Origin of the sequence: Hydrogenophaga sp. (genome assembly GCF_051858985.1) — a bacterium.
In the GTDB taxonomy this organism is placed as follows: domain Bacteria; phylum Pseudomonadota; class Gammaproteobacteria; order Burkholderiales; family Burkholderiaceae_C; genus Hydrogenophaga.
In genome coordinates this window covers 634,548-649,010 of record NZ_JBHYGM010000002.1, presented here as the reverse complement: position 1 = coordinate 649,010, position 14,463 = coordinate 634,548, and the positions used below count along the sequence as shown (strand labels likewise).

15 protein-coding genes are annotated in these 14,463 nt (G+C 67.1%); 6 read left to right on the top strand and 9 right to left on the bottom strand.

Features of this window, described 5'->3' with window-relative positions; translation table 11 throughout:
* Positions 1-8 precede the first annotated feature (8 nt).
* The 9 genes from ACTIEY_RS09545 to ACTIEY_RS09505 are packed head-to-tail and all read right to left on the bottom strand — an operon-like array spanning position 9 to position 9,938.
* The gene (locus ACTIEY_RS09545; RefSeq protein ID WP_439518869.1) at positions 9-977 is read right to left on the bottom strand and encodes an NAD(P)H-dependent flavin oxidoreductase; all 969 of its coding nucleotides are present in this window, start codon (positions 975-977) and stop codon (positions 9-11) included.
* Between the two features lie 2 nt (positions 978-979).
* Complete coding sequence (locus ACTIEY_RS09540; protein ID WP_439518868.1) at positions 980-3,124, bottom strand: acetate--CoA ligase family protein; 2,145 nt, start codon at positions 3,122-3,124, stop codon at positions 980-982.
* A 10-nt stretch (positions 3,125-3,134) separates the two neighbouring features.
* Positions 3,135-4,007, bottom strand: coding sequence for a MaoC/PaaZ C-terminal domain-containing protein (locus ACTIEY_RS09535; RefSeq protein WP_439518867.1), 873 nt, complete (start codon positions 4,005-4,007; stop codon positions 3,135-3,137).
* Positions 4,008-4,011: 4 nt separating this feature from the next.
* Positions 4,012-4,830: an enoyl-CoA hydratase/isomerase family protein gene (locus tag ACTIEY_RS09530; protein WP_439518866.1), complete on the bottom strand. Its 819-nt coding sequence runs from the start codon at positions 4,828-4,830 to the stop codon at positions 4,012-4,014.
* Between the two features lies 1 nt (position 4,831).
* Complete coding sequence (locus ACTIEY_RS09525) at positions 4,832-5,827, bottom strand: Bug family tripartite tricarboxylate transporter substrate binding protein (RefSeq protein WP_439518865.1); 996 nt, start codon at positions 5,825-5,827, stop codon at positions 4,832-4,834.
* 15 nt (positions 5,828-5,842) lie between these two features.
* Positions 5,843-6,973: an acyl-CoA dehydrogenase family protein gene (locus tag ACTIEY_RS09520; protein ID WP_439518864.1), complete on the bottom strand. Its 1,131-nt coding sequence runs from the start codon at positions 6,971-6,973 to the stop codon at positions 5,843-5,845.
* A 2-nt stretch (positions 6,974-6,975) separates the two neighbouring features.
* Positions 6,976-8,148, bottom strand: coding sequence for an acyl-CoA dehydrogenase family protein (locus ACTIEY_RS09515; RefSeq protein WP_439518863.1), 1,173 nt, complete (start codon positions 8,146-8,148; stop codon positions 6,976-6,978).
* Between the two features lie 5 nt (positions 8,149-8,153).
* Entirely contained in the window at positions 8,154-9,152 is a 999-nt protein-coding gene (locus ACTIEY_RS09510; protein ID WP_439518862.1) for a Bug family tripartite tricarboxylate transporter substrate binding protein, read from the bottom strand.
* Positions 9,153-9,164: 12 nt separating this feature from the next.
* Positions 9,165-9,938: an SDR family NAD(P)-dependent oxidoreductase gene (locus ACTIEY_RS09505; protein ID WP_439518861.1), complete on the bottom strand. Its 774-nt coding sequence runs from the start codon at positions 9,936-9,938 to the stop codon at positions 9,165-9,167.
* 174 nt (positions 9,939-10,112) lie between these two features.
* Between ACTIEY_RS09505 and ACTIEY_RS09500 the strand changes: the two genes are divergently transcribed.
* The 6 genes from ACTIEY_RS09500 to ACTIEY_RS09475 all read left to right on the top strand — a co-directional run bounded on the left by ACTIEY_RS09500 (position 10,113) and on the right by ACTIEY_RS09475 (position 14,405).
* Positions 10,113-11,282, top strand: a complete 1,170-nt coding sequence (locus ACTIEY_RS09500) for a thiolase domain-containing protein (protein WP_439518860.1) — start codon at positions 10,113-10,115, stop codon at positions 11,280-11,282.
* 4 nt (positions 11,283-11,286) lie between these two features.
* A complete protein-coding gene (locus ACTIEY_RS09495; protein WP_439518859.1) occupies positions 11,287-11,688 on the top strand; it encodes a Zn-ribbon domain-containing OB-fold protein in 402 nt (133 codons plus the stop codon).
* A gap of 67 nt (positions 11,689-11,755) precedes the next feature.
* Positions 11,756-12,535: a FadR/GntR family transcriptional regulator gene (locus tag ACTIEY_RS09490; protein ID WP_439518858.1), complete on the top strand. Its 780-nt coding sequence runs from the start codon at positions 11,756-11,758 to the stop codon at positions 12,533-12,535.
* Positions 12,532-12,870 (top strand): VanZ family protein, encoded by a 339-nt coding sequence (locus tag ACTIEY_RS09485; protein ID WP_439518857.1) that lies wholly within the window; start codon positions 12,532-12,534, stop codon positions 12,868-12,870. Before ACTIEY_RS09490 ends, ACTIEY_RS09485 begins: the two co-directional genes overlap by 4 nt.
* A 30-nt stretch (positions 12,871-12,900) precedes the next feature.
* On the top strand, positions 12,901-13,671 hold the full coding sequence (aat, locus tag ACTIEY_RS09480) for a leucyl/phenylalanyl-tRNA--protein transferase (protein WP_439518856.1): 771 nt from the start codon (positions 12,901-12,903) through the stop codon (positions 13,669-13,671).
* Complete coding sequence (locus ACTIEY_RS09475) at positions 13,668-14,405, top strand: arginyltransferase (protein WP_439518855.1); 738 nt, start codon at positions 13,668-13,670, stop codon at positions 14,403-14,405. Before aat ends, ACTIEY_RS09475 begins: the two co-directional genes overlap by 4 nt.
* The last annotated feature ends 58 nt before the right edge of the window (positions 14,406-14,463 follow it).

Genomic DNA, 14,463 nt, shown 5'->3' with positions numbered 1-14,463 from the left:
CGCACGCCTCAGCCTGTGTGCAGGAACGCCGGCGCCTGGCAAGCCTCGCGGTACTCGACCTTGAGCCGCGCCACCAGCTCCGCCACGGTAGGGACGTCGTGGATGAGGTCGATGCCCTGCCCTGCGCTCCAGATGTTTTTCCAGGGCGCGGCGCCCTCGGGCAGGTGGTCGTGGCGCATGCCGCGGCCCAGCGGCCTGGGCAGGTCGTCCGGATCCAGGCCCACGGAGCGGATGGAGGCCACCAGCCAGTTCGCATGCACACCGGCGATGCCGTCGGTGTAGCGCAGGTCGGCCGAGGTCTGCGAGACCAGCAGGTCCTTGTAGGCCTGTGGCGCGCGCGATTCCTGTGTCGCGATGAAGCGCGTGCCCAGGTAGGCCAGGTCGGCACCCAGGATTTCGGCGGCGCGGATGGTCGCGCCGTCGGACACCGCGCCGCCCATGACGATGGTGCCCTGGTAGATCGAGCGCACGGTGCGGATGAGCGCCAGGTGGCTGATGGTGCCGGAGTGCCCACCACCGCCGGCGCCGATGCAGTTGAGACCGTCGGCGCCGGCAGCGATGGCTTTCTCGGCAAAACGGATGGACGTGATGTCGTGGAACACCAGCAGGCCCGCGTCGTGCGCATGGCCGATCAGGGCCGTGGGGTCGCCGCCCACGGTGATGAGCACCCTCACGCCATGGCGCCGGCAGGCCTCGAAGTGCCGTCCCAGCTCGTCTTCAGCCACGCGGGTGGCCAGGTTCACCGCGAGCGGCCCGGCCACCTGACCGGTGGCCTGCTCGTGCTCGTCCAGCGCCTGCCGGATGTGCGCCAGCCACTGTTCGAATTCCTCGAAGGTGCGCGCGTTCTGGCGGGGCAACCCGCCCATGAGTCCCGCCTTGCAGGCTGCCGTCACCAGTTCGGGCCCGCTCACGAGGAACATGGGTGCACAGACGGCGGGCAGCGCCAGCGCGGCACGCAGGGCTGGATCCAGCGCCATGCTCAGGCTCGCACCACGAGGCCGTCCACCGCCACCACGCGCGTGTCGCTGCAGATGATGGGATTCACATCGATCTCTGCAATGTGCTCGCGCTCGCTGTGGATCAGCATCGAGATGCGCGAGATCGCGTCGGCCAGGGCGTCCACGTTCGCCGGCGGGCTGCCTCTGAAGCCCTGCAGCAGGCGGTAGCCGCGCAGGCGCCGCAGCAAGGCGTGCGCGGCGGTGGGGTCCACCGGCGCGAGCGAAGCCACCGTGTCCTTGAGCAATTCGACCAGGATGCCACCCATGCCGACCACCACCATGGGACCAAAGAGCGGATCCACGCGCGCACCCACCATGATCTCGACCCCGGCCGGGATCATGGGCTGCACCAGCACGCCGTTGATGCGCTCGGCCGTGCTGGCCTTGAGTGCGTTGGCCATGATGGCGGCGTACGCCTCTCGCACGGCGGCGGCGTCCTTCAGGTTCAGGCGGAGCACGCCCGCGTCGGTCTTGTGCGGGAGGTCCGGCGTTTCCACCTTGAGCGCCACGGGGTAGCCCAAATCCTTCGCGGCCGCGATGGCGTCGTCGGCGGTGTTGACCAGGCGGTTGTTCACCACCGGCACACCGCACGCCTCGAGCAAGCGGCGAGATGGCCCTTCTGGCAACGTGCGCTCGGCGCCAGCGGCTTGCAGGGCGGCACGCACGCGCTCGACCGAGTCTGCTGCGAGTGAGGGCAACGTGCCGGCCGCTGGCCGAGCCACCTGGCGAGACCATCGGTGCCAGGCCGCCAGCGTGCTGAAGCAACTGGCAGTGGAGCGGAACACGGCCAGGTTCGGGCTCATCTCCATGTCCCTCACCCCGGGGCCCTCCTGCCATCCCGTCAGCTCGAACACGCAGGCCATCTTGCCGTGCGCCCGTACCTGGTTGCCCAGGTCGATGTTGCGCTGGGCACTGGCCTGGATGGCCGTGGGAAACGGGGTGACGATGGCGCCGATGTTGTCTTCGCGCAGGAAGGCTTCGGCGCAGGCGGGAAACGAGGCCGGGTTGTTGAGGATCTGCGCGGTCACGTCGCAGGGGTTGCGCGAGGACCCGAATTCGGGAATGTGCGATTCAAGGACGGCGCGCAATTCAGGCCCTGGCTGGGGCAGGGACACGTTGAACACCTCCGCCTGGTCGGCCGCCATGATGCCGGCGCCGCCCGAAGGCGTGAGCACCGCCACGCCTTCGGCCCGTGCGGGCGGGGCCTTGGCGAAGAACGCGGCCGTCTCCAGCAGGTGTTCGTACTGGTCCACCACCACGAAGCCCGCACGCTCGAACAGCGCGTTGTAGCCCGCCGCCGAACCGGCGAGCGCGCCCGTGTGGGAGAGCGCCGCCTCCGCACCGCTTTCGCTGGTGCCGATCTTGTAGACCACCACCGCCTTGCCCGCCTGGCGCGCCATCTCACCCGCCTCGATCAGCCGGCCCGGATCGGTCACGCCCTCGAACACGCAGGCGATGGCATCGCAGTCGGGGTCGTTGGCGAGGTAGGCAATCTGGTCGGCAGCGTCCACGTCGCAACCGTTGCCCGAGGTGAGCACGTGGCTGAACGACACGCCGCGTTCCACCGCCTGCGCCATGCCCACGCCCAGCGCACCCGACTGGCTGATGAGGCCGATGGAACGGCAGCCTTCGAGCCGCAGGCGAACGGGTATGTGGGTGAACGTGCCGAGCGCACCGTTGACGGCGTTCATCATGCCCAGGCAGTTCGGTCCGAGCAGGCGCGTGCCGGTGTCGCGTGTCATGTCGACGATGTCGCGCTGGAGCGCCTGGTGCTCGGGGTTGCTGCTCTCGCCCAGGCCGGACGCAAAGATGACGACGCCGCCCACGCCCAGCCGAACACACTCTTCAATCACCGGCTTGACGGCATCGCGCGGCACGGCGACGAACACGCAGTCGGGCACTTCGGGGAGCGCAGTGAGCGAGGCGAAGCAGGGCCGTCCGTCAATCTCCTGGTAGCGGGCGTTCACGAGATGGATGGGGCCGGCGTAGCTGTGCAGGTTGCCCACGGTGCGGGCACCGAAGGAAGCCGGGTTGGCGGACGCGCCGACGATGGCAATGCTGGTGGGTGCGAGGAGTCGGCGGGTCTGGTCGTGGCGGTAGACGGGACGGCTGGCGGCGAGTGACATGGAATGGGGCTCAGGAGAAAGAAAGTTCGGCGTGCCCATGGGACAGCACGGTCACGTCGCGCGCGGGAATGCGTGCGCGAAACGCCACGCCCTCGGGCTGGCGCCAGCACTCGACGCGGATGGTTTCGCCGGGAAACACCGGCGATGACATGCGTGCGCGCAAGGACTTCAGCCGCGATGGGTCGTTGCCGCAGAAGGCGGCGAGCAACGCGCGGCAGGTGACGCCGTAGGTGGCCAGCCCGTGCAGGATGGGCTTGGGGAAACCCGCCCTGGCGGCCACGTCCGGGTCGGCATGCAGGGGGTTCAGGTCGCCCGAGAGGCGGTAGAGCAAGGCGGCGTCGGCGCGGGTAGGCATGTCCACCACGTGGTCGGGCTCGGTGTCGGGTGTGGCGGCCAGAGCCGGGCCGGCTACGTCACCGCCGCCGGCTTTCGAGAAACCGCCGTCGCCGCGGCAGAAGACCGCCTGCTCCACCGTGGCCAGCAACTGCTCTGTGGCGGCGTCGAAGAGCTTCTTTTCCGTCTGGATGATCGCGCCCTTGCCCTCCCCCTTGTCCACCACGCGCGTCACGCGCGTGCGGCCGATCACGGTGCCTTCTGCCGGCAGGGCGGCGTGCAGCGTCACGGCCTGTTCGCCGTGAACCAGCTTCACCGCATCGATGCCGAGTTCCTGGCGTTCGCGCATCCAGAAACCGGGCGACGCAAGCACGCTGGCCATGGCGGGCACCACCTGCAGGTCTTTTTCATAGACAAAGCGCAGTTCACTGCGGTCCAGGGGGTCGCTGCCCATGCCGATGCCCAGTGCATAGAGGATGGTGTCGCGGGTGGAGTAGCTGTGGCGCACGTCGTCGAACTGCGCGTGGCGGGTCTTCTGGTAGTCGAGCATCTTGTCACTTGAGGGTGGGGGTGTCCTGGCGCGCAGGCCAGCGAAATTGGGCGGGTTCCTTGGCCACGAAACGCCGGGCAGACTCCTTCATGTAATCGCCGCTCAGCGCCACCGCCTGCCCGGTGGCCTCGAGTTCGAGCATGGTGGGAAGATCGCTGCCCAGCGACGCATTGAGCCCCCGCTTGGCGATGCTCAGCGCGGCCTCCGAGGCGCCACAGAAGCTGGCGGCCAGCGCCAGCGCGCGGGGCATGAGCTCGGCGGGCGGCAGCACTTCAAGCGCGATGCCCATCTGCAAGGCCTCCTGCGCGCCGATCTCGCGCGCGGAGAACACGAGTTCCTTGGCGCGCTGAAGGCCCACGCAGCGCGGCAGCGTGTACAGCGCGCCGAAGTCGGGAATCAACCCGATGCGCTGGAACACCATGCACAGGCGCGCGCGGTCGCTCACGAGCACGATGTCCGCCAGCAGCGCCAGGCTGAAGCCGGCGCCATAGGCCACACCATCCACCGCCGCAATCACCGGGCGGTCCAGGCTCATGAGCTCTTCGGTCGTGCGGCGGTAGCGCTCCATGCCACTGCGAACCTGCGCCGACGTGCGGGGCCCGGCCTCGTTCATGCCCCGAACGTCGCCGCCCGCACAGAACGCGCCGCCGGCCCCGGTGAGCACCACGGCGCGCACGGTGGGATCGCGCTTGATCTCCACCACGGTCTCGCCCAGTTCCCTGGACAGGGTCGGGCTGATGGCGTTCTTCGTTTCCGGCCGGTTCAGCGTGATGGTGGCCACGCCCTCCGAGACTTCGTAAAGGATGGTTTCGAGCGTGCCCATGTCACTGCAGCTTGATGTTGTTCTCGCGAATCACGGTGGACCATTTCTGCATCTCGTCGTCGAGCTGCTTCTTGAACGCTTCCGGCGTGTTGGTCATGGGCTCCCAGCCGAAGCTCACCACCTTGGCCTGCACGTCCGGCGCCGCCAGCACCTTGGCCACGGCCTGCGAGTACTTGCTGACGATGGCCGGTGGCGTGCCGGCTGGCAGAAACAGGCCGGTGAAGCCCGCCAGATTGGCCTCGGCATAGCCCGCTTCGCCCAGCGTGGGCACGTTGGGAAAGGCCTTGAGGCGGTGCGGGCTGGCCACCGCCAGCAGCTTCACCTTGCCGCCCGCGAGCTGGTTGGCGTAGAAGCCCACCGAGCCCCAGGCGGTGCTGACCCGTCCGTTGACCATGTCCGAGAACGAGTCGGTTTCACCCTTGTAGGGGATGTGCGTCATGTCGACGCCGGCCTTCTTGTTGAGCGCCACGCCAATGATGTGCGCACCGGAACCGACGCCGTAAGAACCGTAGCTGATGGAACCAGGCTTCTGCTTGGCCAATGCGATCAGCTCGGCCAGACTGGAGGCCGGCAACTGCACCGGCGCAGCCAGTGCGATGGGCAGGATGGCGACCATGGAAACCGGCGTGAGTTCCTCCATGCGGTAGCCCGGCGTGGGTTGCAACAGCAGGTTCTGCACGATGCTGCTGAGCGACATGTAGATGGTGTAGCCATCGGCCGGCGCCTTCACCAGTGCCTGCGCGGCGATCATGCCGTTGGCCCCCGTGCGGTTCTCCACCACCACCGGCTGGCCCCAGGCCTGGGAGAGGCCATCGGCAATCATGCGGGCCGTGGCATCGGCACTGCCGCCGGGCGCGGTGGCCACCATGAGCTTGATCGGTCGGCTTGGAAAGTCGCCCGACTGCGCTGCGGCCGTTTGCGGCAGCGCGAACATCACGCCAGCGGCCACGGCCAGCGACGTCACAAGGGAGAAGGAACGCAAGGCAGGTGTTTTCATGATGTCTCCAGGGGGTCAGGTTGTTGTTTCCAGCAGGCCGGCCAGACGCGAAAGCTGGGTCGCGCTGTCACCAAAAAGCTGGTCGATCACCGCGATGCGCCGCAGGTAGTGGCCCACCGCGTATTCCTCGGTCATGCCGATGCCGCCATGCAGCTGGATGGCGCTCTGGCACAGGTTGCGGCCATGGCGGCCGATGATGAATTTGGCGCGGGCCAGGTCCTCGCGCTGCACCGAGCCAGGATCGTCGATGGCACACGCCGCCAGAAAGGCCATGCTGCGGGCGATTTCCAGCTCCACCATCATCTCGGCCACGCGATGGCGCAGGGACTGGTTCTCGCCGATCAGCCGGCCGAACTGCTTGCGGGTGTTGAGGTACGCCACGGTCAGCTGGTAGGCGCCTTCCATGGCACCCACGGCGTCGGCGCACAGCGCTGCCACACCGGCCTGGCGCGTGGCTTCGATGACCTCACCCGCTCGCCCGGGCTCGCCCAGCGGCCTGGCCTGCACCCCGTCGAGCTGCAGGTCGCCAGCCGGTGTGTCGTCGATCAGGCGGTAGGTGCGCAGCGTCAAGCCTGCGCTGCCCGCGTCCACCAGGAAGAGGCCCAGCCCTTGCGCATCCCCCGGCTCACCGGAGATCCGGGCGCTCACGATGAAGGCATCGGCCTGTGGCGCATTGAGCACCAGGGCCTTGCTGCCCGTGAGGGTCCAACCCCCGCCCTGCTGGCGCGCTTGCGTTTCCACCCAGCAGGCGGCATGCCGCCCGGCGGGCTCGTCGCTCGCCCAGGCCACGATGCGCTCGCCGCTGGCCACCTGCGGCAACAGCGCGTGGCTGGTGGCGTCGCCCGAGTGCGACAGCGCCGTGGCCCCGAGCACCGCAGAAGCCAGAAAAGGTTCGGTGAGCAGCGATTGGCCGAAGGCCTGCATGACCACCGAAAGATCGGCCGCGGAACCGCCGAAGCCACCGTGTTCTTCGGCGATTCGCAAGCCGCTCACGCCCAGGCCACAAAGCCTTTGCCACACCGCAGGGCTGGTGCCCCCGGCGGTGGCGGCAATCGCTCGCCGTTGTTCAAACGGGTAGTGGTCGGCCAGCACGCGCGCGACGCTGTCGCGCAGCTGAACCTGGTCTTCATGGAGTTCGAAGTTCATGCCTATCCCAGGGCCGCCTTGGCCAGAATGTCTTTTTGAATCTCGCTCGAGCCGCCATAGATGCTGGCCGCGCGGGACTGCAGGTAGCGCAGGTTGCCGGGCGCGGCCCAGTGCTCGCTGCCCTCGCCTTCGCCGGGACGCCGCTCCAGCGCCGTCAGGCCGCCCAGACGAGCGATCAGCGCCACCAGATCCTGCTGGAGCTCGGTCCCCTTGAGCTTGAGCACCGAGGCAAACGAAGGACCGGCCAGCGCCGTCTGCGGCGCCAGCAGCATCCGCCAGTTGGTCACTTCCAGCGCGCGCACTTCGGCATCGAGCGCCGCCAGTTCGGCCTGCAGCACGGCGTCCTCGGCCAGCGGGCGGCCCGCCTGGGTGAGCTTGCGGGCCAGTGCGCGCGCGAAGTCCAGCCGCTCACGGCAATAGGCCACGTTGGCAATACCGGTGCGCTCGTTGCCCAGCAGGAACTTGGCACAGTCCCAGCCCCGTCCTTCTTCGCCCACCAGGTTTTCCACCGGCACGCGCACGTTGTCGAAGAACACCTCATTGAGGTGGTGGGCGTGATCGATCGACACGATGGGCCGCACGGTGATGCCGGGCGTGCGCATGTCGATGAGAAGGAAGCTGATGCCGTCCTGCTTGCGCGGCGCCTTCTCGGTGCGCACCAGCGCAAACACCCAGTCCGCCTGGTGCGCCGAGCTGGTCCAGATCTTCTGGCCATTGACGACGTACTCATCGCCTTCACGGCGCGCCGACGTGCGCAGCGACGCCAGATCGGAACCCGAACCGGGTTCGGAAAAGCCCTGGCAGAACCAGAGCTCACCGCTGGCCAGCCTGGGCAGGAAGTGATCCTGCTGTTTTGCGGTGCCGAACTTCAGCAACAGCGGGCCGAGCATCACCACGTTGAAGATCGACGGCATCGGTGCGGGTGCGCGCTGTATTTCTTCCTGCAGGATCAGCCGTTCGGCCTGACCGAGGTCGGCTCCGCCATGGGCCCTGGGCCAGTGCGGCGCGGCCCATCCGCGTTCGTGGAGGATGCGCTGGAAACGCACCACATCGTCCTTGCGCGCAGGGTGGCCCATGGCCAGGCGCTCGCGGATGTCTTCGGGCAGGCGTTCGCGGATGAAAGCTCGCACCTCTTCTCTGAAGGCCTCTTGCTCTGGGGTGAGTCGGAAGTCCATGTGCATCAGTCCACCTTGATGTCGTTCTGCTTGATCACCCGGGACCAGGTGTCCATCTCGGTGGCGATGTAGCGCGAGAACTCTTCGCTGGAGTTGCCCACCGGCACGAAACCGACTTCCTCGATCTTGGCCTGCACCTCGGGCAAGGCCACGATGCGGCGCACTTCATTGGAAAACCTGGAAACCACCGGCTTGGGCGTGCCCGCCGGCAGGAAAAGCCCGTACCAGCCGGGCAGGTTGGCGCCGGGAAACCCGGCTTCAGCCAGCGTCGGGATGTGCGGATACCGCGCGACGCGCCTGGGCCCCGTCACCGCGAGGACCTTGACCTTGCCGGAGGCTTCCTGTGCGGCGTAGAAACCCGCCGAGCCATAGCCCACCGTCAACTGTCCGTTGAGCAAGTCGGGCAGCGAACTCACCTCTCCCTTGTAGGGAATGTGCGTCGCCTTGAAGCCGGCCGCGCTCGCCAGCGCGGCGCCCACCAGGTGCGAGCCCGAGCCTGCGCCGGACGTGCCGTAGGTGATGCCTTCGGGCTGGCCCTTGGCGTACTTCACCAGATCGGCCACGGTCTGGATGCCCAGTGACGAACTCACGCCGAAGGCAATGGGAATGGTGGCCACCAGCGTGACCGGCGCCACCTCTTCCATCTTGTAGCCCGGGTTGGGCCGCAGCAGCACGTTCTGCACCATCGAGCTGATGGAGAGGTACGCGGTGTGGCCATCGGGCGGCGCCTTGGCCAGCGCAGCGGCAGCGATCATGCCGTTGGCACCCACGCGCTGCTCCACCAGGACAGGCTGGCCCCAGGCGGCACTGAGCTTGTCGGCGATCAGGCGGGCGAGGATGTCGGTGGCGCCGCCCGGCGCGGTGGCCAGCATCAAGCGCACTGGCTTGTTCGGAAAGCTGGTCTCCTGCCCCACGGCCGCGCCGCTGATGCAAAGTGCCAACGTGGCCGCCACGGCAGACAGGACGTGGCGGCGTGCGGGGATGTGGTGTCTTGGGGTGGTCATGCGCATGCGTCCTCAGACACTGATGTGGAAGCCACCATTGACCCCAAGGTGCTGTCCCGTGATGTACGAAGAGCCGTCGGACAGCAGGAAACACACCGACTTCACCACCTCGTCTGGCGTGGACCACCGACCCAGGGGAATCTGCGCCAGCATCTTGTCGCGGAATTTCTCGCCTCGCACCACTTCGGTCATGGGTGTTTCCACGACGCCGAAGCAGATGGAATTGGTGCGGATGTTGTAGCGCCCCCATTCCTTGGCGGCCGTCATGGTCACCCCGAACATGCCGGACTTCGCCGCCGCGTAGTTCACCTGGCCGATGGCGCCCTTGCGGCCGGCATCCGACGAGATGTTGACGATGGATCCTCCGGTGGTGTCCCCCGCCTTGGAGCGCTCGATCATGTGGCGACCGACCGCCTGCAACCAGTAGAACGTGCCGCTCAAGTGCACGTCGATGACTTCCTGCCATTGCTGCAGCGTCATCTTCTCGATCATGGCGGGCCGGATGATGCCGGCGTTGTTCACCAGGCCGTGCACCGATCCGAAACGGGCAACGGCGTCAGCCACAGCGCGGGTGGCAAGTTCGGGATCGGCCACGCTGCCCACCACGGCCATCACCCGGTCTGCGGGCAGTGCATCCGTGGTGGCTTTCAGGCCTTCGGCGTTGAGGTCCACCGCCACCGCATTGCCCCCGAGCTCGATCACCCATTCGACGATGGCCTTGCCAATGCCCTGTGCTGCGCCGGTCACCACCACGGTGCGGCCTTGCAGCGAAACGATCTGCGTCATGTCTGTTCTTTCCTGTTCAAAAAAGTGGGTTCGAAGTCCCGTTGCAAATTTTGATTAGTTTTAAGGTCTGACCAATGGTAGCATCGGTTTGCTCGGTCACTGAACGCGGGAAATCCCTAGGTGAACGGGCCATTCCGAACAGACTCATCGACAAGGAAAGGCAACGCACCAGCTATGACGATCAAGAACAAGGCGTGCATCGCGGGGGCCTGGGAGCACCCCACCCGCAAGGCGCCCGACAAGACCACGCCGCAACTCCACGCAGAATGCGCACGCGGCGTCCTGGCCGATGCCGGCCTCTCGCTTTCGGACGTGGACGGCTACTTCTGCGCGGGTGATGCACCGGGGCTGGGTGCCCTGAGCATGGCCGACTACCTGGGCCTGAAACTGCGCCACACCGACACCACGGACACGGGCGGCTCCGCACCCCTCATCCACGTGGCCCATGCAGCGCAAGCCATTGCGGCCGGCAAATGCAACGTCGCACTGATCACGCTGGCAGGCCGTCCGCGCAGCGAAGCCAGCGGCGTGGGCGTGCAACCCCGCAACGTCACGCCCGCCACCCCCGACGTGGCGTTTGAAATGCCGTACGGCCCCATCACGGTGAACATGTACGCGCTGGCCGCCGCACGCCACATGCACGAGTACGGCACCACCGCCGAGCAACTCGCCTGGATCAAGGTGGCCGCCTCCACCCACGCGCAGCACAACCCGCACGCCATGCTGCGCGACGTGGTCACGGTCGAGGACGTCGTCAACTCGCCCATGATTTCCGACCCGCTGCACAAGCTGGACTGCTGCGTCGTCAGCGACGGCGGCGGCGCCTTGCTGGTGGTCCGCCCGGAAATCGCGCGCTCGCTCAAGCGCCCGGTGGTGAACATCCTGGGTGCTGGCGAGACCATCAAGGGCCAGTCGGCCGGACAGGTCGATCTCACGTACTCGGGCGCGGTGGTCTCCGGTCCGATCGCCTTCCGGGAAGCTGGCGTCCAGCCCGCTGACATTCAGTACGCGTCCATCTACGACAGCTTCACCATCACCGTGCTCATGCAGCTGGAAGACCTGGGCTTCTGCAAGAAGGGCGAAGGTGGCCGGTTCGTGATGGACGGCAACCTGATCTCAGGCGTGGGCAAGCTGCCCTTCAACACCGACGGCGGCGGTCTGTGCAACAACCACCCCGCCAACCGCGGCGGCATCACCAAGGTGATCGAAGCCGTGCGCCAGCTGCGCGGCGAGGCGCACGCCAGCGTGCAGGTTCGCGACTGCCGCCTGGCGCTGGCGCAGGGCACCGGCGGCCTGCTGGGCTCGCGCCACGGCAGCGCCACCTTGATCATGGAAAGGGAGTGAAGCGATGAGCACGATGTACCAGGAACGTCCGGTCGGCAACCTGATCATGGACGCCGCCACAGAACCCTACTGGACCGCCGCCAAACAGGGCATCCTCAAGATCAAGCGCTGCATCGGCTGCAGCAAGGTCCACTTCTACCCCCGCGCCCTGTGCCCCTACTGCCTGTCTGACACCGAATGGATCGACGCCAGTGGCCTGGGCACGATCTACAGCGTCACCGTCACGCGCAAGGCAGGCCCCATCGCCTACGCGCTGGCGTATGTGACACTGGATGAAGGTGTTTCGATGCTCACCAACATCGTCGACTGCGACCTCGACACCCTGCGCATCGGCGACCGCGTGAAGCTGTGCTTCAAGTCCGCCGACGCAGAGAACCGCGTGCCGATGTTCACGCCGGTCGTGTAGGTGGACGGGGTGGCCGTCCGGGCTGTGCGATCATCGGCGGCGGCCCCTTCCACCCCTCCTGTTTTCCATGCGCAGAACCAGTTCCTCGATGCCTGTTGGCGACACCGAAGCGCCACCGCCCGACTCGGATCTGATCGAAGGCCTCGGCCTTCGTGAAGTTCGCAGCCAGCGCGGATTCGAGGCGGTCTGCGACCAGATTCGCCAGCAGATCTTCCGCGGCGAGCTGCGCCCTGGCGACCGGCTGCCCGGCGAGCGCGAACTGGCCGAACAGCTCGCGGTGAGCCGCAGCGTGGTGCGCGAAGCCATCCGCAGCCTCGAGTCGATGGGCCTGGTGGAATCGCGCATGGGCGCCCACGGGGGCATCTACATCCGCACCAGCACACCCCACGGCATCACCCAGGCCATGAGCGACATGGTGGCGCTGGCGCAGATGCCCATCGCCGTGGTGACCGAAACGCGTATCGAGCTCACGTGCATGGCCATTCGCCTGGCCTGCGAGCGCGCGACAGAGGCCGAGCTCGACGCGATCGAGGCCGACAACGAATACCACGCGGAGCTCTTTCGCAAGGGCCAGGGTTCGCGCAACGCCCGGTCGCTTCACCGCTTCTACCACCTCCTGGCCGTGGCCACGCACAACGACCTCACGGTGATGCTGGTGGATGCGGTGTCCGAGGTCATGCGCATGATCCTGCTGCGCATCGATCCCCAGCCGCACCCCGACATGGTGGCCGTGCGCAGGAAGGTGCTGCGCCACCTGCGTGCCCGAGACGCCGCGGGGGCCAGCGAGGCGATGCGGGTGCATCTGCACCACCTCACCGCGTACCTGGAAGCGGAGAGCAAGGCGTGATCCGCACGCTCTTCTGGCTCAGCGTGATCGGCATCACCATCGCATCCCTCACGCCAGTGACCATGCTGCCGCCCCAGGCCTTCAGCCTTTGGGACAAGGCCCAGCACGCCATCGCATTTGTCTGGCTGGGCGCTCTGGGATTTATTTCCTATCCACAGCATGCGGTGCGAGTCGCTGTGGGGCTGCTGGTGTATGGCGGCGCCATCGAACTCGCCCAGACCGCCACGGGATGGCGGTTCGGCGAATGGGAAGACCTCGTGGCGGACACGGTGGGCATCGGGCTCGCCGCCACCGCTTGGCTGCTCCTTCGGCGCCGCAGGGCAAACCGGGCTTGATGTTGTGGAGCCGCCGCGCACAATAGCGGCATGACGCAGACCCCTCCCACCCGCGCCCTGCCCTGGCTGGAACCCGGCCAGGCTTTTCCGCCTGTGGAGAGTGCCTGGGGAACCCGCGACCCGGCACCCGGGCTGCTGGCCGCGGGCGGCGTGCTGGACGTGCCCACGCTGGTGGCGGCGTATTCGCGTGGCATTTTCCCCTGGTACAGCGCCGGTCAGCCCATCCTGTGGTGGAGCACCGACCCCCGCATGGTGCTGGAAACGCGGGCGTTCCGCCTGCACCGATCGCTGCGCAAGACCATCCAGCAGTGGCTGCGCGAGGGCCGGCTGGAGATTCGGTTCGACGACGAGTTCGAGCGCGTCATCCGGGCCTGCGCCCACACCCCGCGTGAAGGCCAGACCGGCACCTGGATCCTTCCGGCGATGGTGGAGGCCTACATCCGCCTGCACGACGCCGGCATGGCGCACAGCGTGGAGACCTGGATCGACGGCGAGCTCTGCGGAGGTCTCTACTGCATCAACCTGGGCAACATGGTGTACGGGGAGTCGATGTTCAGCCGCCAGAGCAATGCCTCGAAGGTCGCGCTGGCAGCGTTGGTGGCATTCTGCCGCGCGAAGGACCTGCCGTTGATCGACTGCCAGCAGGACACCGCGCACCTGGCCTCGCTGGGCGGACGTCTGATGCCGCGCGATGAATTCTGCGCCCATGTGCGGACGGCCCTGCCGCACCCCGCGCCCCAGTGGCATTTCTCACCCGTATACTGGCAAACACTTCTTTTCGACGACGGTCGTCTCGCGTGACGCATCTCAAAGAACTTCCCCTTCAGGCGCTGCAGTTCTACGCCACGGCACCCTACCCGTGCAGCTACCTGCCTGACCGGCAGGCACGCTCCCAGGTCGCCACCCCCAGCCATCTCATCCACAACGACGCCTACTCGGACCTCGTCACGCACGGCTTCCGGCGCAGCGGCATGTTCACCTACCGTCCGTATTGCGACGGTTGCCAGGCCTGCGTGCCGCTGCGCGTTCCCGTGGTGCAGTTCAAGCCCAACCGCAGCCAGCGTCGCACGCAAGCGCTGCACCGTCATCTGCAGACCCGGGTGCTCAAGCTGTGCTTCATTCCCGAGCACTACCAGCTCTACCTGCGCTACCAGAACAGCCGCCACGCCGGCGGTGGCATGGACCACGACAGCATCGACCAGTACACCCAGTTCCTGCTGCAAAGCCGGGTGAACTCCCGCCTGGTCGAGTTCCACGAACCAGCGGTGGGGGACCAGCCCGCGAAGCTCAAGATGGTGTCCATCGTCGATGTGCTCAACGACGGCCTCTCCGCCGTCTACACCTTCTACGAACCCGATGACAAGGCCAGCTACGGGACCTACAGCGTGCTCTGGCAAATCGCACAAGCCCGGGCACTCGACCTGCCGCACGTCTACCTGGGTTACTGGATCGGGGAGAGCAGCAAGATGAACTACAAGGCGGGGTTCCACCCTCACGAACTGCTCGTTGAAGGCCGCTGGACGCCCGCGGATTGAATATGCTCCGGCAGGGTATGCACACCGTTTCGCGGGCGCCAATTTCATCTTGTAAAAT

Excerpts from the sequence above, each read along its gene's own strand:
- ACTIEY_RS09510 (WP_439518862.1), bottom strand. The coding sequence starts at position 9,152 with ATGACCACCCCAAGACACCACATCCCCGCACGCCGCCACGTCCTGTCT.
- ACTIEY_RS09530 (WP_439518866.1), bottom strand. The coding sequence starts at position 4,830 with ATGGGCACGCTCGAAACCATCCTTTACGAAGTCTCGGAGGGCGTGGCC.
- ACTIEY_RS09540 (WP_439518868.1), bottom strand. The coding sequence starts at position 3,124 with ATGTCACTCGCCGCCAGCCGTCCCGTCTACCGCCACGACCAGACCCGC.
- ACTIEY_RS09490 (WP_439518858.1), top strand. The coding sequence starts at position 11,756 with ATGCGCAGAACCAGTTCCTCGATGCCTGTTGGCGACACCGAAGCGCCA.
- ACTIEY_RS09545 (WP_439518869.1), bottom strand. The coding sequence starts at position 977 with ATGGCGCTGGATCCAGCCCTGCGTGCCGCGCTGGCGCTGCCCGCCGTC.
- ACTIEY_RS09515 (WP_439518863.1), bottom strand. The coding sequence starts at position 8,148 with ATGGACTTCCGACTCACCCCAGAGCAAGAGGCCTTCAGAGAAGAGGTG.
- ACTIEY_RS09535 (WP_439518867.1), bottom strand. The coding sequence starts at position 4,007 with ATGCTCGACTACCAGAAGACCCGCCACGCGCAGTTCGACGACGTGCGC.
- ACTIEY_RS09500 (WP_439518860.1), top strand. The coding sequence starts at position 10,113 with ATGACGATCAAGAACAAGGCGTGCATCGCGGGGGCCTGGGAGCACCCC.
- ACTIEY_RS09505 (WP_439518861.1), bottom strand. The coding sequence starts at position 9,938 with ATGACGCAGATCGTTTCGCTGCAAGGCCGCACCGTGGTGGTGACCGGC.
- ACTIEY_RS09520 (WP_439518864.1), bottom strand. The coding sequence starts at position 6,973 with ATGAACTTCGAACTCCATGAAGACCAGGTTCAGCTGCGCGACAGCGTC.
- ACTIEY_RS09525 (WP_439518865.1), bottom strand. The coding sequence starts at position 5,827 with ATGAAAACACCTGCCTTGCGTTCCTTCTCCCTTGTGACGTCGCTGGCC.
- ACTIEY_RS09495 (WP_439518859.1), top strand. The coding sequence starts at position 11,287 with ATGAGCACGATGTACCAGGAACGTCCGGTCGGCAACCTGATCATGGAC.
- aat (WP_439518856.1), top strand. The coding sequence starts at position 12,901 with ATGACGCAGACCCCTCCCACCCGCGCCCTGCCCTGGCTGGAACCCGGC.